Raw genomic sequence first — 20,761 nt, 5'->3', positions numbered from 1 at the left:
ATAAACGGAGAAGGAGAGATTCGAACTCTCGCGCCGGTAACCCGACCTACACCCTTAGCAGGGGCGCCTCTTCAGCCACTTGAGTACTTCTCCAATGGGCCTAGATGGACTCGAACCATCGACCTCACGCTTATCAGGCGTGCGCTCTAAACCAACTGAGCTATAGGCCCATAAGTAAAAGCGGGTAACGAGAATCGAACTCGCGACAATAGCTTGGAAGGCTATGGTTTTACCACTAAACTATACCCGCATAATAGATATAATATTTAATTAAATGGCGCGGGACAGAATCGAACTGCCGACACACGGAGCTTCAATCCGTTGCTCTACCAACTGAGCTACCGAGCCATATGAACGGTTCGTACGAGACTCGAACTCGTGACCTCCTGCGTGACAGGCAGGCGTCCTAAACCAACTAGACCAACGAACCATAATTGCGGGAGCTGGATTTGAACCAACGACCTCCGGGTTATGAGCCCGACGAGCTACCAGACTGCTCTATCCCGCGATAATATAAAGGAGAATGAGAGATTCGAACTCTCGCGTGGTTTGACCCACCTAGCGGTTTTCAAGACCGCCCCCTTCAGCCACTTGGGTAATTCTCCATAAAATATAAGTGAAACAAAGCCACTATGGACCTTGTAGGACTCGAACCTACGACCGGACGGTTATGAGCCGTCTGCTCTAACCAACTGAGCTAAAGGTCCAAGACCTAATCGCGGCAGAGGGGATCGAACCCCCGACCTCCCGGGTATGAACCGGACGCTCTAGCCAGCTGAGCTACACCGCGATATTAAGACTGCAATTAGAGTTTTTATACCCTATCGGGAAGACAGGATTCGAACCTGCGACCCCCTGGTCCCAAACCAGGTGCTCTACCAAGCTGAGCTACTTCCCGTTAAAATGCACCCAGTAGGGATCGAACCTACAACCTTCTGATTCGTAGTCAGACACTCTATCCAGTTGCGCTATGGGTGCATATGGTGCCGAGGACCGGGATCGAACCGGTACGGTTATCACTAACCGCAGGATTTTAAGTCCTGTGCGTCTGCCAATTCCGCCACCCCGGCATATTTAATGAATTGGCAAAGCGGAAGACGGGATTCGAACCCGCGACCCCCACCATGGCAAGGTGATGTTCTACCACTGAACTACTTCCGCATAATGCCGACTAGAGGATTCGAACCTCCGACCCCCTGTTTACAAGACAGGTGCTCTGCCAGCTGAGCTAAGTCGGCATAAAGTATAATTATTAAACTAATGAGCCGTGGCAGGTTCGAACTGCCGACCCTCTGATTAAAAGTCAGATGCTCTACCAACTGAGCTAACGGCTCGTATAATGGAGGATACAGGGCTCGAACCTGTGACCTCCTGCTTGTAAGGCAGATGCTCTCCCAACTGAGCTAATCCTCCATAAAGCGCGGCGACGTCCTACCCTTGCAGAGGGCGATCCCTCAACTACTCTCGGCGTTTAGAAGCTTAACTTCTGTGTTCGGCATGGGAACAGGTGTGTCCTTCTAGCTATCGCCACCACACTATTTTATTTGAAAGAACTTCGTTCTCTCAAAACTAGATATTATTTATTTCTCCGATACTTACCTTACTTGGTTAAGTCCTCGACCAATTAGTACTAGTCCGCTCCATACATTGCTGCACTTCCACTTCTAGCCTATCTACCTAATCATCTCTTAGGGGTCTTACTTCCATAAAGGAATGGGAAATTTCATCTCGGGGTCGGTTTCACACTTAGATGCTTTCAGCGTTTATCTCATCCATACATAGCTACCCAGCGGTGCCCTTGGCAGGACAACTGGTACACCAGCGGTATGTCCATCTCGGTCCTCTCGTACTAGAGACAGCTTCCCTCAAATTTCCTACGCCCGCGACGGATAGGGACCGAACTGTCTCACGACGTTCTGAACCCAGCTCGCGTACCGCTTTAATGGGCGAACAGCCCAACCCTTGGGACCAACTACAGCCCCAGGATGCGATGAGCCGACATCGAGGTGCCAAACCTCCCCGTCGATGTGAACTCTTGGGGGAGATAAGCCTGTTATCCCCAGGGTAGCTTTTATCCGTTGAGCGATGGCCCTTCCATGCGGAACCACCGGATCACTAAGCCCGACTTTCGTCCCTGCTCGACCTGTCTGTCTCGCAGTCAAGCTCCCTTTTGCCTTTACACTCGATGAATGATTTCCAACCATTCTGAGGGAACCTTTGGGCGCCTCCGTTACTGTTTGGGAGGCGACCGCCCCAGTCAAACTGCCAATCAGACACTGTCTCCCGCCACGTTCAGTGGCGCGGGTTAGAGTGTTAGCACAGCGAGGGTAGTATCCCAACAATGCCTCCACCGAAACTAGCGTTCCGGTTTCCACGGCTCCTACCTATCCTGTACAAGCTATGTCAACACCCAATATCAAATTACAGTAAAGCTCCATGGGGTCTTTCCGTCCTGTCGCGGGTAACCTGCTTCTTCACAGGTATCTCAATTTCACCGAGTCTCTCGTTGAGACAGTGCTCAGATCGTTACGCCTTTCGTGCGGGTCGGAACTTACCCGACAAGGAATTTCGCTACCTTAGGACCGTTATAGTTACGGCCGCCGTTTACTGGGGCTTCGCTTCTGAGCTTCGCCGAAGCTAACTCATCCGCTTAACCTTCCAGCACCGGGCAGGCGTCAGCCCCTATACTTCATCTTACGATTTTGCAGAAACCTGTGTTTTTGATAAACAGTCGCCTGAGCCTTTTCACTGCGGCTACACTTGCGTGTAGCACCCCTTCTCCCGAAGTTACGGGGTCATTTTGCCGAGTTCCTTAACGAGAGTTCACTCGCTCACCTTAGGATACTCTCCTTGACTACCTGTGTCGGTTTGCGGTACGGGTAGTTAATTACTCACTAGAAGCTTTTCTCGGCAGCGTGACATGGCCCACTTCTCTACTTTATTTCGATCCTCATCATGACTTGTCAACACGCTGATAAGCATTTCACTCATCAACTGACTTATCACTTGAACACACATATCCAACAGTGTGCATGGGTTAGCCTTCTGCGTCCCTCCATCGTTCAAACATAATTAACTAGTACAGGAATCTCAACCTGTTATCCATCGCCTACGCCTCTAGGCCTCGGCTTAGGTCCCGACTTACCCTGGGAGGACGAGCCTTCCCCAGGAAACCTTAGTCAATCGGTGGAATAGATTCTCACTATTCTTTCGCTACTCATACCGGCATTCTCACTTCTAAGCGCTCCATCAGTCCTTGCGGTCCAACTTCATTGCCCTTAGAACGCTCTCCTATCACATGACTACGTCATGTCCACAATCTCGGTAATATGCTTAGCCCCGGTAAATTTTCGGCGCAAAATCACTCGACTAGTGAGCTATTACGCACTCTTTAAATGGTGGCTGCTTCTGAGCCAACATCCTAGTTGTCTATGCAACTTCACATCCTTTTCCACTCAGCATATATTTAGGGACCTTAATTGGTGGTCTGGGCTGTTCCCCTTTCGACGGTGGATCTTATCACTCATCGTCTGACTCCCGGACATATAAATCAATGGTATTCGGAGTTTATCTGAATTCAGTAACCCATGACGGGCCCCTCATCCAAACAGTGGCTCTACCTCCATGATTCTAAGTCCGAGGCTAGCCCTAAAGCTATTTCGGAGAGAACCAGCTATCTCCAAGTTCGTTTGGAATTTCACCGCTACCCACATTTCATCCCAGCACTTTTCAACGTACACGGGTTCGGCCCTCCGGTGCGTTTTACCGCACTTTCAGCCTGAACATGGGTAGATCACCTGGTTTCGGGTCTATCTCAACATACTGTAACGCCCTATTCAGACTCGCTTTCGCTACGGCTCCGATCTTTCCGTCTTAACCTTGCATGTTAACATAACTCGCCGGTTCATTCTACAAGAGGCACGCCATCACTCATTAACGAGCTCTGACTGCTTGTAGGCACATGGTTTCAGGAACTATTTCACTCCCCTTCCGGGGTGCTTTTCACCTTTCCCTCACGGTACTGGTTCACTATCGGTCACTAGGGAGTATTTAGCTTTGGGAGATGGTCCTCCCGGTTTCCGACGACGTTTCACGTGTGTCGCCGTACTCAGGATCCTGAACTGAGGTTAATTGATTTCGTCTACGGGGCTATCACCCTGTATCGCTTAACTTCCCAGATAATTCGACTATCAATTAACTTGGTAACTCAAATGTTCAGTCCTACAACCCCAAAGAGCAAGCTCTTTGGTTTGAGCTGTTCCCCGTTCGCTCGCCGCTACTTAGGGAATCGAAATTTCTTTCTCTTCCTGTGGGTACTGAGATGTTTCAGTTCCCCACGTCTGCCTCTAATTAACTACTCAGTTCATTAATTAGTAATAATCGATTAAGATTATTGAGTTTCCTCATTCGGAAATCTCCGGATCAAAGCTTACGTACAGCTCCCCGAAGCATATCGGTGTTAGTCCCGTCCTTCATCGGCTCCTAGTGCCAAGGCATCCACCATGCGCCCTTCATAACTTAACCTATTCATCACTACGTGATGTTTGGTTAATTGAGTATTACGAATAAACTATATTTTAAAACTCAAAATAACGCGGTGTTCTCGGTTGAAATTGTATTAAATACAAATTCAATATAGAAATTAAATAATATCTAGTTTTCAAAGAACCAAGTATGACACTTTCGTGTCAATGGAGAATAGCGGGATCGAACCGCTGACCTCCTGCTTGCAAAGCAGGTGCTCTCCCAGCTGAGCTAATTCCCCATATTGCTAAGACCCTTTCAGGTCGATGGGCCTAGATGGACTCGAACCATCGACCTCACGCTTATCAGGCGTGCGCTCTAAACCAACTGAGCTATAGGCCCAAAGAGCAAATAACATAAGTTTTTGGAGAGGTAAACCTCTCAAAACTGAATAAGATTAATACATTCTAATGTAAGTTTCCGAAATTTTCCTTAGAAAGGAGGTGATCCAGCCGCAGGTTCTCCTACGGCTACCTTGTTACGACTTCACCCTAATCATCTGTCCCACCTTAGACGACTGGCTCCCGAAGGTTACCCCATCGTCTTTGGGTGTTACAAACTCTCATGGTGTGACGGGCGGTGTGTACAAGGCCCGGGAACGTATTCACCGTGGCATGCTGATCCACGATTACTAGTGATTCCAACTTCATGCAGGCGAGTTGCAGCCTGCAATCCGAACTGAGAATGGCTTTAAGAGATTAGCTTGACCTCGCGGTTTTGCGACTCGTTGTACCATCCATTGTAGCACGTGTGTAGCCCAGGTCATAAGGGGCATGATGATTTGACGTCATCCCCACCTTCCTCCGGTTTGTCACCGGCAGTCTCACTAGAGTGCCCAACTAAATGCTGGCAACTAATAATAAGGGTTGCGCTCGTTGCGGGACTTAACCCAACATCTCACGACACGAGCTGACGACAACCATGCACCACCTGTCATTCTGTCCCCGAAGGGAACGCCTAATCTCTTAGGTTGGCAGAAGATGTCAAGACCTGGTAAGGTTCTTCGCGTAGCATCGAATTAAACCACATGCTCCACCACTTGTGCGGGCCCCCGTCAATTCCTTTGAGTTTCAACCTTGCGGTCGTACTCCCCAGGCGGAATGCTTAATGCGTTAGCTGCGGCACTGAAGGGCGGAAACCCTCCAACACCTAGCATTCATCGTTTACGGCATGGACTACCAGGGTATCTAATCCTGTTCGCTACCCATGCTTTCGAGCCTCAGCGTCAGTAACAGACCAGAAAGCCGCCTTCGCCACTGGTGTTCTTCCATATATCTACGCATTTCACCGCTACACATGGAGTTCCACTTTCCTCTTCTGTACTCAAGTCTCGTAGTTTCCACTGCACTTCCTCAGTTAAGCTGAGGGCTTTCACAGCAGACTTACAAGACCGCCTGCGCTCGCTTTACGCCCAATAAATCCGGACAACGCTTGCCACCTACGTATTACCGCGGCTGCTGGCACGTAGTTAGCCGTGGCTTTCTGGTTAAATACCGTCAAAGCGTAAACAGTTACTCTTACACTTGTTCTTCTTTAACAACAGAGTTTTACGAGCCGAAACCCTTCATCACTCACGCGGCGTTGCTCCATCAGACTTTCGTCCATTGTGGAAGATTCCCTACTGCTGCCTCCCGTAGGAGTCTGGGCCGTGTCTCAGTCCCAATGTGGCCGATTACCCTCTCAGCTCGGCTACGTATCATCGCCTTGGTGGGCTTTTATCTCACCAACTAGCTAATACGGCGCGGGTCCATCCAAAAGTGATAGCAGAGCCATCTTTCAAATTAAAACCATGCGGTTTTAATTCATATGCGGTATTAGCATTTGTTTCCAAATGTTATCCCCCACTTAAGGGCAGGTTACCCACGTGTTACTCACCAGTTCGCCACTCGCTCCGAATCCAAAAAATCATTTATGCAAGCATAAAATCAATTTTGGGAGAGCTCGTTCGACTTGCATGTATTAGGCACGCCGCCAGCGTTCGTCCTGAGCCAGGATCAAACTCTCATCTTAAAAGATGAAAAGCTTAACTTAGCTCTTCTGAATAAATTGTTATTTTATAAGCGAATTGACTTCGCAATGTTTAATTCTTATAACTTTGTTATAAGATTCCTTACACATCATCGAATTATCAATCTTGTTCAGTTTTCAAAGATCTACCTGATTACCAGCTTTATCAGCCGGCTCATTAATTATATCACGTTAACAACTTAATGTCAACAACTTTTTATAATTAATTTTTAAACTGTTTTGTTATCATTTGCTCTATCGCAACGACAACAATAATTATTATGCCATCTCAACTATCAAAAGTCAACAACTTTTTTTAAATATCTTTTTTAATATTTTTGATCAAGCTGTTTCACTTTCTCATTTATCAACAGCAATATTTATATTATCAAAGTATATAGAAATCGTCAACAACAAATTAAAAAAAAGGATGACATTTCTGTCATCCTTTTTTGATCTATTTCAATTCAGGTGCATCTGTCTTGTACATATCAACTGTATCCTTCTTATGAAGTTGACTCAACAAGCTAGTATGATGCTTCTTATCCATTTCTTCTAGAAGCTTCATACCATCTGAATATTTATAGCTATATTCTTTCTTATTAACCTTCTTAAAGCCTTTTAGATTATAGTATCTTAATAAGTCACCTAATACTACTTTATCTGATAGAGATAGTTCAGTAGTTACATGGTTTTGCATGTTTTTAATCTCTTGTTGTTGTGACTTAGTAGGATTAATTACTTTACCGGTCTTAGTATCATATACAGTACTTCCTATTACTGTATATTTAGGAGATACAAAGTCCCCGTTTCTAAAGGCAACTGTTTGGTTACGGTTTGGTGATAATAAATCATTACCAAATTGAATTGTATTATTATCTTTAATTCCTAATAGGTGTAGTAATGTTGGTAAAACATCAATTTCTCCACCATAAGTATGATTAATTCCACCCTTTAGTCCATTCATATGGATCATAAATGGTACTTTTTGGAATTGTGCTAAATCATAACTATCCACGGACTTCTTGTGTAATAATTGTGCAATTGCTGGTCTATGAGTATTAGCAATACCATAGTGATCACCATATAACACAATCATACTGTTCTTACTTAAGCCAGTCTTATTCAAGTACTTCAAGAATTGAGAGAATGCTTGGTCTAAGTAATGTGCTGTTTGTACATATGGATCTACTGTATTATCCCCTGTCTTAGTAGCTGGGAATGATACATTTTGCTTATCTAATTCATATGGATAGTGGTTAGTTAATGTAATTAGTTTTGCATAGAATGGTTGTGGTAATTTTTGTAAATATTGTGCTGCGTCTTTAAAGAATATCTTATCCTTTAATCCATATCCAACTGTATAAGATGGTTTTTCCTTGTAGTAATTGGAATCAAAGAAGTATTGGTATCCCCATGACTTGTATGCATTATCACGGTTCCAGAAACTAGGTACGTCACCATGGAATGAAGCAGTTGTGTATCCCTTTTGAGCTAACATAGCTGGAGCAGCTTGGTAAGTATTTTGTGTACCATAAGTAACCATTGCTGATCCTTCTGGTAAACCAAACAATGAATTTTCTAGCATCATTTCAGCATCAGAAGTTTTACCTTGTGCTACTTGGTGATAGAAATTATCAAATGATAATGTATTTTGATTATGGTAGAACTTGTTTAGTGTTGGTGTAACAGGTTTACCATCCACTTTATAATCAATTAAGAATTGTTGGAAACTCTCTAGGTGAATGATAAAGACATTCTTACCCTTTGCTTTTCCATAGTATTGAATATTTGGTGCAGTTCTATTCTTCTTTAAGTAGGACTTAATACTATCTAAATCAGATGGCTTTGCTTCTGATCTAGTTTCACTTTCCTTATGTGTTTGATATGCATTGTAGGCAGCATATTCATTTAGTCCTAAGTATTTAACAATATAGTTATTATCAAATGTTCTAGTTAATAATCCAGAACGGTCGGCATTAGATACTCCGAATTCTGCAACCATTAGAACAATTGACAATACAGTAATTGCGAATGCGTTCTTTTTCTTGAATGGTGCATGATCGACTTTAATAACCTTGAATAGTAGCAATGCAACTAAAACAATGATATCAATGAAAACAAAGAAATCTAATGGGTGAAGTATTTCAGCTAAACTCTTACCCAAATTGTTTTGCACACTACCTGAACCCTTGATAATACCAAATGACAAAAAGTCAGAGAATTCACGGTAGTATAATACATTGGCAAAAATCCAAATAGATTCTATTAAATCAACAATCATCATTAACCAATATGCTAACTTACCTCTGAAATATAGTGCTATTCCAAATAGTAATAATCCAGCTGGTAATGGGTTAACAGCTAATAAGAATTGTTGAACAAATCCCTTCGCACCCAATGTGAAATCCATGTGGTATGAAATGTAGGTCTTTAACCAAAATAACGCAACAATTAATACGAAAAAGCCAAATTTCGTATTAAAAAACTTTCTAGTATTTTTAATATGACTAGACATAATCTATGCCTCCGAATATAAATAAAATTATTTTATTACTATTTATTAACTTTATTAGGATGTATAAATAATGCTACTGCTCCTAATATCATCCCTAAATAGTACGTTAACAAGCGCCAAATAATTAACGCCAAAATTAACTTAGTATTATTGGTGATAAAGCTCTTGAACAGGGTTTGAAAACTATATTCTGCACCACCTGCTCCCCCAGGAATAGGGAAAAGAGAAATTATCATAAATATTAAAACATGCAAGCTGACTACCATGATTATATTCACACCATCGAAGCCTAATGCCAACATGATGAAATATGGAATTAAATAATAAAAAGCTAATTGAAAGAATGTTATTAAAATGATCTTAATCATTAATTTCCATTGCTTAGCTATTCTAATACTTTCTGCATGAAAAGTATCTATTTTATTATCAATCATATTCTTAAAAAGTACAAATCTTTTTTCACTAATAAACCATCTAACAGGTTTTATTAATCCGTCTACCATATTCTTGGTAAAACCATACCAATACATAATCAATAGCAATGCAACTATTACTATTAAATGAATAAAGAATCCGAATAAAACTAGCCATGCTAAGTAGTGTAGTTTTTCTTGTACATATTGAAATCCGATAATCATACTAAGGATAAAGTTAATCACTATCATCCCTTGAAAAACCACAAATTTCATTAACAGTGCCGAGCTAGCTTTTCCAGCATCCACTCCAGTTTGGACCATAACGTAAAGCTGTCCTGGTTGTCCCCCAGAGGAGAATGGCGTAATACCATTAAATAATTGTTCTACTAATGGCACTCTAAGTGCATCTTTAAATGTAAAGTGATCAATTTGGGTATCAACAATTGTTTTGACTACCACGGATTCTAATCCCAAGTATAACAGCATACACACTAGTGCGGCTGCTATCCACCACCAGTTAATAGTAAAAAAATCAGCTATCAATACGTTCACATTAATATCTCGTATAAAGTATGCGAATATCAAAATACCTATCAAAAACATTAGTACAAACGTAATCGCATTTCTCTTTGTCATTACTAACCCTCTTTTATCTGACTCTTATAAAACTTGTTCCATATAGAAGCCAAATGATCCTCAGAATAATAATCTGATGCTGCTAAAGATTTTTGTGACATCTCAGCTAGCTTTTCAGGATTATTCATTAATGTTTTTAAACTACTATTCATTTCATCAAATGTAGAGAAAGGTTCGTAGTATCCACTTATGATTTCTTTATATAAATCTAAGCTTCTCAACATTACTGGCGTTCCACAAGAAAATGCTTCTAAGACTGACATTGGAAATAATTCGTTAAAGGATGGTAATAAGAATAAGTCAGCTACATTGTAGTATTCGAATAATTTATCACGATCCACGATTCCAGGGAAATACAAGTTCTTAGGTGGATTATCCACTAAGCGCTTTAACTTTTTATATCCATCGGTAATCTTTCCAAATGAAAATCCACCGGCCCATATAAATGTCACATCAGGATTTTTCTCAGCTAAACGAGCAAAATCTAAAATTCCTTTTCTAGTTTGTACTTGACCAGTACCTACTACTACGAATTTATCTTTAGAAATGCCCATCTTTTCTCTAATAGCTGACTTTTGTTCTGCAGTTAATGGATAAAATTCTTTTTTGCTTACGAAATTAGGAATGTAAGTAATCTTTTCACGATTAATTCCATAGGCTTCTAGCTTAGGAATAAATGTAGGATTAACTACCACAATTTCTTGCATTCGCTTATAAAAAGCAATCACATATTTATAAAATATCCATTTAATCGGTTTAGGCAAATTCAAACTGCCTTCCAATGTTTCTGGCAAGAAGTGTACGTACCCAATTCTTTTTCCACGTTTCTTACTAAAAGTAGAGAAATAATAACGTAAATTAATTGTATGATAATGGGTAATATCTGATGGTCGATGATTATTTATCGTAATATCAAATTCATCTGGAAAATGCTTCTTTAACATCTTAATTAGTTCTAAATAAGCACTGCCCACTCCTTGACCTTTTACATGATCAGCGGTCGAATACATATCGATTTTTATCATATTTCCTCCTAATTACTTACCCCACTATTTTTATCTATTTCTTCATTATATTCCATTTGGCAATTTTTATAGAAATCGACAATTCTAATAGCAAAATTTTCTGAAGATATTTCGTGTAACTTACTGTTACGTAAAGATATTTCTTCAGGGGTTCGGCTATGTTTAGGCATATTCAAATAATCCAATACATTTTTTACGTAACCTTGTTCATCAACGAAGGTCATCCCTAAGTCTTTGCTGCTTAGTAAGTCTTCTGTATAAGGACTGGATGCCACTACTACTTTAATTCCAGCAGCCATAGCTTCAATATACGTTAAACCTTGTGATTCAGAATTAGAGGTAGAAACAAAAACATTAGCGTCATGATAATATTTATAAACATCATCATTATCTACTTCACCCATGAATCTTACCTGTTCATTTAATTTCATTTGATCTACTTGATGTTTCAAATCATCTCTAGCAGGTCCATCCCCTACTATTACTAAATGAGCATCCGGCTTTTGTGCCAAAATAGTTGGCATGGCATCGATTAGTTCTGAAATGTTCTTTTCATATGCTAAACGACTTACCGAAAGCAAAATAGGTGTATCGGGTGATAACCCCAATTTCTTTCTCAAATCAAATGATGATACTGTATTAAATTTATCAATGTTTATTCCCGTTGGAATAATTCTAATAGGGCTTTTAACCCCATATCTGACCAACGTATCTAATACTTTCTTACTTGGCGCCACTACACCGGACATATTATGACAGAATGCAAGGGTCGCCTCTTTTACATGCACTGGTTTTAATAATTTACCTTTAGCCACATAATGTAAATAATCTTCATACATGGTGTGATATGTATGCACACAAGGTATTCTTAAAAATTTAGCTACCACTTTACCTATAATTCCCATTGAGAACTCTGTTTGGGTATGAATAATATCTAAATTAAGTTTCTTAGCAATTTGATATGCTTGAAACATCCCACGAACCGCAATTCTACGATCAGTAAATGAAATAAAAGGAATACTAGAGAATCTAAAAATATTCTTCTCGTTAGTTTCTCTGTTTACTTGTGGATCCGTAGTAGTAAATATATAAACTTGATGCCCATTTTTTTCCAATTGATTCTTCAATGTTTTAATGGAAGTCGCTACTCCACTTACTTGCGGAAAATAAGTATCGGTAAAAATTCCTATATTCAAACCAGCACCTCCCTACTTTTATATTAGTTATTTGTAATTATATTGTTTTACAAGTTGCTTTGCAAATTGACTTATAAACATAAAATGGCTTAAACACTGTACTGCCATAAGACATTATAACTATAAAAAAAAGCCAGCGTATTTTATACGGTCAATTAATAACAGCTATAACCTTATGCCGCTATTCTTACCTATATATAAAATATCTCTGACTCATTAAATATTAAAATGGTTTAAATCCTACCGAATGGTTAATATTAATCAGTTAAGTTTTCGGACTTAAATGCCTTAGCAATTGCTTCGATAGCTTCTTTTTCATCGTCACCATCAGCAATTACAGTAACTTCAGCATTTTGACCTACACCTAGTGACATAACACCCATGATAGATTTCAAATCTACTGAGTTTCCTTCGTATGATAATTTTAATTCTGATTTAAATTTAGTAGCAGTTTGTACCAACAATGTTGCTGGACGTGCATGAATTCCGGTTTCAGAAACAACTTTAAATTGACGTTTTTCCATTTCGAAAATCTCCTTTTCAATATGCTAATTTTAGAATATCAATTAATATAATAAAATACAACATTTTTAACTATTAGAGCCACTATCGGACTGGTAAGTATAGGTAATTATTCCGTTTTGACTAGCCTTACCTACTACACGCTTTCTAGTGTCGAAATTCATAAAAGCAACTTGAAAGTCGGTAAATTCGTCTGGTTTAATTACCAGTTCACTAATCTTATTATCTTTTAAATCATTTAATAATTCGGTATAGTTCTTATCTGCGATAGTAATATTCCCTCTTTCATCTATATATTATAAACGATTAACGCCATTTTATACACACACTTTCTCAAAAAAATACAAAAATAATATAAATTAAACTAATTTCTTGAAGATTAGAATCATAGCGTTATAATGTCCGTTACAAATGGTCAATTAAGGTCAAAAAGATTCCCAATCATTGATCATTAATTTATGTCACAGAAAGGAGCAATCATATGAAATGCGAAAACTGCCATAAAAATGAAGCTACCATTCATCTATTAGTTAATATAGATGGTCAAAAAAGACACATTGATGTTTGCCAGGATTGTTATCGCAAGTTAACTTCTGGATCCGAACCATATCCATCTGATGATCATGATGATCAAATAGATATGGTGCAAAACCCATTTGGATTTAACAATCTAGATGACTTATTTAACACTATCCATCAAAACAACACCAATGCTGCTAACCATAATTATGAAACTAATGGCAATCGTAGTGGTGGCAACAATAATTCGCTCCTTGCGAAATACGGTTATGATTTAACTGCGTTAGCTAAAAAAGGCGATATTGATCCCGTAATTGGTAGAGATCAAGAAATCAATCGTGTAATAGAAATTTTAAACCGCCGCACTAAAAATAACCCCGTATTAATTGGTGAAGCAGGTGTCGGTAAAACAGCCGTAATTGAAGGCTTGGCACTAAAAATCGCTAACCAACAAGTACCTGATAAACTAAAAAATAAGCGCGTAATTAGATTAGACGTAGTTTCCATTGTTCAAGGAACTTCTATGCGCGGTCAATTTGAAAAACGAATGCAACAATTAATTGATGAGGTCCAAAAGGACTCTAACATCATTTTATTTATTGATGAAATTCATGAAATCATGGGCGCTGGTAATGCCGATGGTGGTATGGATGCTGGTAATGTATTAAAGCCTGCCCTAGCCAGAGGTAATTTCCAATTAATCGGTGCTACTACTTTAAATGAATACCGTAACATTGAAAAGGATTCTGCATTAGCTCGTCGTTTCCAAACTGTTCGAGTGGATGAACCATCCCCTGATGAAACCATCAATATTTTAAATGGTATTAAGAATCGTTATGAACAATTCCATCATGTTAAATACAGTAAGGAAGCTATTAAACAAGCCGTTTACCTTTCTAATCGTTACATTCAAGACCGCTTCTTACCAGATAAAGCCATCGACTTAATCGATGAAGCTGGTTCTAAACTTAATATTAAATCTGACATTAAATCACCAGATGATATTAAGGAAGATATTCAAAAGTGTAAACAAGAAAAACAAGATGCTTTAAAAGTTGAAGATTACGAAAAAGCTGCTTTCTATCGTGATAAGATAGAAAACTTAGATAAGAAATTATCTGAACTAGATACTAGTAAGAGTGATTACCCTACTGTAACCGTTACTGATATTCAAAATATCATTGAAAATATGACTAAGATTCCAGTAGGTAAACTACAACAAAAAGAACAAAATAATCTAAGAGATTTAGATAAAGACCTATCCAAACATGTTATTGGTCAACATGAAGCCATTGAAAAGGTTGCAAAAGCTATTAAGCGTAACCGTATTGGTTTCAATGGTACTGGTCGCCCTATCGGATCATTCTTATTCGTGGGTAATACCGGTATTGGTAAAACTGAATTAGCCAAACAATTGGCTAAACAATTATTTGGTTCTAAAGATGCCATGATTAGATTCGACATGTCTGAATACCGTGAACCTCATTCTATATCTAAATTAATTGGTTCACCTCCTGGCTATGTTGGCTATGATGAGGCTGGTCAATTAACTGAAAAGGTTCGTCGTAATCCATATAGTTTATTGCTATTTGATGAAGTAGAAAAAGCTCATCCAGATGTTTTACAAGCTTTCCTACAAATTCTAGATGACGGACGTCTAACCGATGCTAAAGGTCGTACCGTTTCCTTCAAAGATACTGTCATTATCATGACTAGTAACGCTGGAACTGGTGACGCACCTGCTAGTGTAGGATTTGGTGCTGAAGCTAATAATCAAACTCATTCTGTAATGGGTAAGCTAGCTGATTACTTCAAGCCAGAATTTCTAAACCGTTTCGATGACATAGTAGAATTCAACCCACTATCCAAGAGTGACTTGAAGAGTATTCTTAACTTAATGCTAACCGATGTAAATCACATGTTATCTAGCCAAGGATTCAAGATTTCCGTATCCTCTGCTGCTAAAGATAAATTAGTTGATTTAGGTTACAACCCAGCTATGGGTGCTCGTCCATTAAGAAGAGTAATTCAAGAACAAATCGAAGATAAAGTTGCTGACTATTGTCTAGATCATCCAGAAAGTAAAACTATTTCGGTAGATGTTAATGATAAAAATGAAATTTATGTAACACCCGAAAATTAAAGAAAAGTCCCTATCTATATTAGATGGGGACTTTTTTATTAAAAAATATATAAAGCAGTATGTTATTATATATGTAAAGGAGGGATGATTGTGCTTAATTTTTTAAATAATGTATTGCATTTTTTAATGCCTAAAAAGCAACGTAGCGTGGCAGCGCCAACTAATAAAGTTAATAACAACCACTACCACAATTACGTTAAAACTAAAAAAAGTTATACACATGTTGAAAAGTTACCATCTGCGTCAATGACTATATATTACGTTGATGAAAACGGTCATCCCCTTAAAAGTTTCGATATATTAAATGGTAAGTTAAATGAAAATACTAAATTTATCATTCCTGATTTTGATCATTATGTACTATGTAATATTGAAGGAGATACACGAGTTTTTAAGCATCGTGACAATCAAGTAATTATCCACTATATGAAATTAAGTGGAAAACCCGTTAATGTTTTCTTCATTAATTATGATACATATTCCATGGTTAAAATGCCGGAAATGGTTTTAGGACGTTTTGGAGATGCTTTTGAAATTAACGTCCCCTCTTTACAAGGTTTTAATATAATTACTTACTCCGGTGCAAAAGAAGGATACTTTAACGATCAAGTGCAAAACTTAGTTATCTATTATCGCCGATCTGATTGGAATAATGTAGAACGAGTAAACTATTATGTTAAGTTACGTAAATATACACCCGTATTTAATGACACTGCTGGTGATATATATAATGTATTCTTACCTAAGGACAGTACTTGGAAAGTATTTTATAGAGTTAAATCACACAACTGTGTTTGGCTTAACATTGGACCTAATCAATGGATAAAGGATTTAGATTATGCAGAAATTCATTACCCATTTGCTAAACAATTAGTCGATTCAAGTAGTTGGCAAATCACAGCAACTAACTACTCAGCAATAGTTAATAACAATCGAGTAAGTGTTCCTGTGTATAACTATCCTTATGGTAGTTGCTTAAAGTTCTTACATGCTAATGATGTATTTAAAGTTACTCACCAAATTGTGGATAACCACCAAACTACTTGGCTAGAAATTAATGATTTATATTTCATTGTGGATAAATATGTACAAAAAAAGGATTAGATTTTTAAATCTAATCCTTTTTATTTTGCTTTATAGTTTGGATGTTAATTTAACATCTGGATACTTTTCTTTGAACCAACGTTCAGCGAATGAATTTTCGAATAAGAACAATGGATCACCATGACCATCCTTAACTAGGATATTTCTAGATGAAGACATCTTTTCATCTAATTGTTCTGGATCAATCCATCTAGCAGTCTTCTTACCCATTGGTTCCATAACTACTTCTGAATTATATTCGTTTTGCATTCTGAATTGGAAAACTTCAAATTGTAGTTGACCAACGGCACCTAGAATATAATCTCCAGTAGTATATGCAGTATAAAGTTGAACCGCACCTTCTTGTACTAATTGCTTAATTCCTTTATGGAATGATTTTTGCTTCATAACGTTCTTAGCAGAAACCTTCATAAACAATTCAGGAGTAAATTGAGGTAACTTAGTAAATTTAACTTCTCGTTTACCTGCATAAATAGTGTCACCAATTTGGAAATTACCAGTATCATACAATCCGATAATATCTCCGGCAACGGCATTTTCCACATTTTCACGGGTATCAGCCATAAATTCAGTTACGTTAGATAAACGTAATTTCTTTTGATTTCTTTGTAGAGTAACATCCATACCCTTTTCAAATTCACCAGAGCAAACACGAACGAACGCAATACGGTCACGATGCTTAGGGTTCATATTAGCTTGAATCTTAAATACGAAACCAGTAAATTGCTTATCATCAGGTTTTAAGTCCACTTCATTTTCAGTTTCATGTTCACCAGGTTTAGGTGCAAATTTTAAGTATGCATCTAAGAAAGTCTTAACTCCAAAGTTAACCAATGCTGAACCAAAGAATACTGGTGTTTGTTCACCATTTCTAATTTTTTCAGCATCAAAAGGATTACCTGCTTCAGCAATTAAATCCATGCTTTCTTTGGCATCGCGATAAACGTTATCTTCTTCTAGCTTACTTGGTTCTAATAAATTACCATCTTCATCTAATGGTAAGTATGGTTTGTTTTTATCTTCTGGACGGTATAATTCTACACGACGATTATAACGATCATATAATCCACGTAAAATCTTACCTGAACCAACTGGCCAGTTCATAGGATATCCTTCAATACCTAAAACATCTTCCAATTGACTAATCAATTCCATTGGATCACGACTGTCTCGATCCAACTTGTTCATAAAGGTAAAAATAGGAATTCCACGCATTTTACAAATTTGGAATAACTTCTTAGTTTGAGGTTCAATACCTTTGGCAGCATCAATAACCATGACAGCTGAGTCAACCGCCATTAAAGTTCTATAAGTATCTTCAGAGAAATCTTGGTGTCCTGGGGTATCCAAGATATTAATTCTCTTTCCACCATAATCAAATTGCATAACAGAACTAGTTACAGAAATTCCACGTTTCTTTTCAATTTCCATCCAGTCTGATTTAGCAAAATTACCTGACTTTTTGGCTTTAACAGTTCCTGCTTGTCGAACAATTCCCCCAAATAAAAGTAATTGTTCGGTAATAGTTGTTTTCCCGGCATCCGGGTGAGAGATAATGGCAAACGTACGACGTTTATCTACGCTTGCATCTATACTACTTTTATTACCCATTTTTCGATTCCTTCCGTTTAATTAATATATTGTTAATTGTAACATATAAATTCAGCCTAAAATATGCTTATTAAAAAACATCCCCGACGAAAAAATATCGAGGATGTTTTTAGTTATTGTTTCCAATCTTTTTCTTCACTAAGACCTAAGTCTTTCTTAATCTTAGTAGTTGAAATTCCTTCAGTTCTAGGTAAATAAATTACTTGGCAATAATCTTTAAGAAAATCAAACTTACCTTTCCAATCATCACCCATAACAAAGATATCAATGTCATTGTCTTTAACATCTTTAATCTTTTGGTCCCAGCTCTTTTCTGGAATAACGTGATCTACATAACGAATAGCTTCCAAGACATATTTACGATCTTCATATGAAGTATATGCTTTCTTTCCCTTTTCAGCGTTAAATTCATCTGTAGAAACACAAACAGTTAAATCATCGCCTAATTCCTTGGCGCGTTTTAATAATCTAACATGACCCTTATGTAAAAGATCAAATGTTCCATAAGTAATTACTTTTTTCATAAAATCTCCTGCTTTTTAATGTTTTTCACTTTTTATTTCTTTTTGGGTTTCTTCCAACATCCAAATACTATATAGATATTGAACTACCACTTTGACCACGGCATATAAAGGAATGGCTAATATCATTCCCATTAATCCTGCTATGTTACCAGCAGCCAATAAAATAATTATAATCGTTAACGGATGAATATTCAAAGATTTTCCAATAACATTAGGATAAACTAAATTACCATCTAATTGTTGAACAATTATAACTACTACGATTACCCAAATCAACTTACTTACACTATCTGACAATGCAACAAAAATGGATGGCATTATACCAATATATGGTCCTACATATGGAATAATGTTGCAAATACCTGCAAAGCATCCTAGTAGAAGTGCATATTTTTGTCCGATTAGAATATAACCAATAGAAGTAAATACCCCTACGAATAAACATTCAATCATTTGACCAGCAATGTAATGTGAAATGGTGGCACTCATTTTTCTTAGTAAACGAGTAACACGACGTCTTCTCTTAGGAGGAAGCATCTTAGCAATATTGGGAATCATTTTGTGACCATCTTTTAACATATAGAACAAAACTACCGGAACGGTAACTATCACCACAATAGCAGAAGCTGTTGCAGATATAATAGATCCCATACTTTCAGTAAGACCACCTAATGAGTGTTCAGCATAATTATAAATATAATTCTGCAATTGATCTACATATTCAGACGCATAAAACTTACGAAATACCCCTGTACGTGAATGTACTTGCACATAGTGATTAATATCTTTAGCAATCTTAGGAAGATTGTTAATCAAATTACTAATTTGTGCAATCAAGCTAGGTAAAAATGATGATATTACATACACTAATAACGCTAGCAAGAATAAATAAACAATCACGATTGCTGATGTTCTTGAAAGGTGCTTATGTTTAGTAATCTTTATTTTCATCAATAAAGTAACGATAGGATTAAGCATGTAAAATAGCACACCCGCAATTAATATAGGCATAAATACAGCCGATATAAAGATACCTATTGGTGAAAAAATAAATTCTAATTTAGTACAAACCCAAACAATACTTACTACTAAAAGTATTTCTAATGTCCACAGTATTATGGGCGAATTTTTTATTTTATTAGTCATTAAATGAACCCTCCGGATTAAATTATACCACTTATTGTTCTGATTCTTTCTCTTCGATAAATCTGTTTATATCATCCATTTCAAAGCCTTTTCGATATAGAGATTGTTTGGTCTTCATTACACGTTGTAAGTGATCATATCTGCGATTACGGTACCATACTTTTTCAAATTGTTTACGTAATAGTTCCATTTGTTGTTCTTCGTCTACGGTGAATTCCATATTGTCCATTATGCTTAAAACTACATCCATTGGATAACCTTTTTTCATCACTGCAATTTTAGTTTTTTCTAAACGATTCTTAAAAGCATCCCTACGATGCTTTTTAAAGGTCTTTTCTATTTGAATCGTACAATTTTCTCGCATATCTTCATCTGAATAAAAGTTTTGAATAGCATTTTCAATATATGCTTCTGGAATCTTTTTTTCCTTTAATTTATAAAACACATTGTTAGGACCTTTATCCTGCTTTCGCACTTCCGTTCTAACATAACTATTAGCATAATTTTGGTCATTAACTAACTTTAATTCAGTTAATCGTTGCATTACTTGCGCAATATGTTGTTCGTTTTCTGTATATTTCTTTAACTTATCTACTACTTCAGATTCAGTTCTTAACTGGTGAGATAAGAAATCAATTGCTCTGCTGTATAGTTTGGATACTTCATCAGCATTTACTAACTTATTTTTTAATTCCGCGTCAATTTCCATTCCTTTAAAGACACGGTATTTAATCATTACGTTTTCACTCATTGGAAAAGCATATTTTCCATCCACATAAACATTAAAGCGCCCTTTTCTCTTTTGGGCCTCAATCATGGTAATTTTAGATTTCATAATGCATCTCCTTTATTTAACATCATTATAAACAT

11 protein-coding genes, 18 tRNA genes and 3 rRNA genes are annotated in these 20,761 nt (G+C 37.7%); 2 read left to right on the top strand and 30 right to left on the bottom strand.

The window, feature by feature from the left end; translation table 11 throughout:
* Positions 1-5: 5 nt before the first annotated feature.
* From D7I45_RS02450 to D7I45_RS02325, 26 genes are all read right to left on the bottom strand, one after another.
* Positions 6-93: transfer RNA gene (locus D7I45_RS02450), tRNA-Ser, on the bottom strand.
* Between the two features lie 2 nt (positions 94-95).
* A tRNA-Ile gene (locus tag D7I45_RS02445) sits at positions 96-170 on the bottom strand.
* Positions 171-179: 9 nt separating this feature from the next.
* Positions 180-250: transfer RNA gene (locus D7I45_RS02440), tRNA-Gly, on the bottom strand.
* 25 nt (positions 251-275) lie between these two features.
* Positions 276-348: transfer RNA gene (locus D7I45_RS02435), tRNA-Phe, on the bottom strand.
* Positions 349-355: 7 nt separating this feature from the next.
* Positions 356-430 (bottom strand) — tRNA-Asp (locus D7I45_RS02430).
* Between the two features lie 4 nt (positions 431-434).
* Positions 435-508 (bottom strand) — tRNA-Met (locus tag D7I45_RS02425).
* Positions 509-517: 9 nt separating this feature from the next.
* Positions 518-605 (bottom strand) — tRNA-Ser (locus D7I45_RS02420).
* A gap of 28 nt (positions 606-633) precedes the next feature.
* A tRNA-Ile gene (locus tag D7I45_RS02415) sits at positions 634-707 on the bottom strand.
* Between the two features lie 9 nt (positions 708-716).
* A tRNA-Met gene (locus D7I45_RS02410) sits at positions 717-790 on the bottom strand.
* A 34-nt stretch (positions 791-824) separates the two neighbouring features.
* Positions 825-898: transfer RNA gene (locus D7I45_RS02405), tRNA-Pro, on the bottom strand.
* Positions 899-904: 6 nt separating this feature from the next.
* A tRNA-Arg gene (locus tag D7I45_RS02400) sits at positions 905-978 on the bottom strand.
* Positions 979-981: 3 nt separating this feature from the next.
* Positions 982-1,070 (bottom strand) — tRNA-Leu (locus D7I45_RS02395).
* A 19-nt stretch (positions 1,071-1,089) separates the two neighbouring features.
* Positions 1,090-1,161, bottom strand: a tRNA-Gly gene (locus tag D7I45_RS02390).
* Positions 1,162-1,165: 4 nt separating this feature from the next.
* Positions 1,166-1,238 (bottom strand) — tRNA-Thr (locus tag D7I45_RS02385).
* Between the two features lie 23 nt (positions 1,239-1,261).
* Positions 1,262-1,334 (bottom strand) — tRNA-Lys (locus D7I45_RS02380).
* A gap of 6 nt (positions 1,335-1,340) precedes the next feature.
* Positions 1,341-1,413 (bottom strand) — tRNA-Val (locus tag D7I45_RS02375).
* 5 nt (positions 1,414-1,418) lie between these two features.
* A 5S ribosomal RNA gene (gene rrf, locus D7I45_RS02370) occupies positions 1,419-1,535 on the bottom strand.
* Between the two features lie 69 nt (positions 1,536-1,604).
* Positions 1,605-4,524, bottom strand: a 23S ribosomal RNA gene (locus D7I45_RS02365).
* 168 nt (positions 4,525-4,692) lie between these two features.
* A tRNA-Ala gene (locus D7I45_RS02360) sits at positions 4,693-4,765 on the bottom strand.
* Between the two features lie 26 nt (positions 4,766-4,791).
* Positions 4,792-4,866 (bottom strand) — tRNA-Ile (locus tag D7I45_RS02355).
* A 94-nt stretch (positions 4,867-4,960) separates the two neighbouring features.
* Positions 4,961-6,534: ribosomal RNA gene (locus tag D7I45_RS02350) — 16S ribosomal RNA — on the bottom strand.
* The 16S, 23S and 5S rRNA genes sit together here with 18 tRNA genes alongside, the layout of an rRNA operon.
* 454 nt (positions 6,535-6,988) lie before the next feature.
* Positions 6,989-9,049: an LTA synthase family protein gene (locus D7I45_RS02345; protein WP_120784177.1), complete on the bottom strand. Its 2,061-nt coding sequence runs from the start codon at positions 9,047-9,049 to the stop codon at positions 6,989-6,991.
* Between the two features lie 38 nt (positions 9,050-9,087).
* Complete coding sequence (locus D7I45_RS02340) at positions 9,088-10,101, bottom strand: lysylphosphatidylglycerol synthase transmembrane domain-containing protein (RefSeq protein WP_120784176.1); 1,014 nt, start codon at positions 10,099-10,101, stop codon at positions 9,088-9,090.
* Positions 10,102-10,103: 2 nt separating this feature from the next.
* Positions 10,104-11,126, bottom strand: a complete 1,023-nt coding sequence (locus D7I45_RS02335) for a glycosyltransferase family 4 protein (protein WP_120784175.1) — start codon at positions 11,124-11,126, stop codon at positions 10,104-10,106.
* Between the two features lie 8 nt (positions 11,127-11,134).
* On the bottom strand, positions 11,135-12,322 hold the full coding sequence (locus tag D7I45_RS02330) for a glycosyltransferase family 4 protein (protein ID WP_120784174.1): 1,188 nt from the start codon (positions 12,320-12,322) through the stop codon (positions 11,135-11,137).
* A gap of 257 nt (positions 12,323-12,579) precedes the next feature.
* Complete coding sequence (locus D7I45_RS02325; protein WP_120784173.1) at positions 12,580-12,846, bottom strand: phosphocarrier protein HPr; 267 nt, start codon at positions 12,844-12,846, stop codon at positions 12,580-12,582.
* Positions 12,847-13,325: 479 nt separating this feature from the next.
* On the opposite strand from D7I45_RS02325, the gene D7I45_RS02315 reads away from it, so the two are divergent.
* Positions 13,326-15,506, top strand: a complete 2,181-nt coding sequence (locus D7I45_RS02315; protein ID WP_120784171.1) for an ATP-dependent Clp protease ATP-binding subunit — start codon at positions 13,326-13,328, stop codon at positions 15,504-15,506.
* A gap of 90 nt (positions 15,507-15,596) precedes the next feature.
* Positions 15,597-16,610 (top strand): MucBP domain-containing protein, encoded by a 1,014-nt coding sequence (locus tag D7I45_RS02310; protein WP_162924070.1) that lies wholly within the window; start codon positions 15,597-15,599, stop codon positions 16,608-16,610.
* Positions 16,611-16,640: 30 nt separating this feature from the next.
* Here D7I45_RS02310 and D7I45_RS02305 read toward each other — a convergent pair whose 3' ends face one another.
* The 4 genes from D7I45_RS02305 to recX form a co-directional block, all read right to left on the bottom strand.
* Positions 16,641-18,221: a peptide chain release factor 3 gene (locus D7I45_RS02305; protein WP_120784169.1), complete on the bottom strand. Its 1,581-nt coding sequence runs from the start codon at positions 18,219-18,221 to the stop codon at positions 16,641-16,643.
* Positions 18,222-18,334: 113 nt separating this feature from the next.
* Positions 18,335-18,745, bottom strand: a complete 411-nt coding sequence (gene tagD / locus D7I45_RS02300) for a glycerol-3-phosphate cytidylyltransferase (RefSeq protein ID WP_120784168.1) — start codon at positions 18,743-18,745, stop codon at positions 18,335-18,337.
* A gap of 15 nt (positions 18,746-18,760) precedes the next feature.
* Positions 18,761-19,891, bottom strand: coding sequence for an AI-2E family transporter (locus D7I45_RS02295; protein WP_120784167.1), 1,131 nt, complete (start codon positions 19,889-19,891; stop codon positions 18,761-18,763).
* A 31-nt stretch (positions 19,892-19,922) separates the two neighbouring features.
* Positions 19,923-20,726 carry a recombination regulator RecX gene (recX, locus tag D7I45_RS02290; protein WP_120784166.1) on the bottom strand — a complete coding sequence of 268 codons (804 nt, stop codon included), beginning with the start codon at positions 20,724-20,726 and terminating at the stop codon, positions 19,923-19,925.
* Between the last annotated feature and the right edge of the window lie 35 nt (positions 20,727-20,761).

It is taken from the genome of Apilactobacillus bombintestini, assembly GCF_003627035.1.
GTDB classification, from domain to species: Bacteria; Bacillota; Bacilli; order Lactobacillales; family Lactobacillaceae; genus Apilactobacillus; species Apilactobacillus bombintestini.
This window is presented reverse-complemented; position numbering and strand designations above follow the sequence as displayed.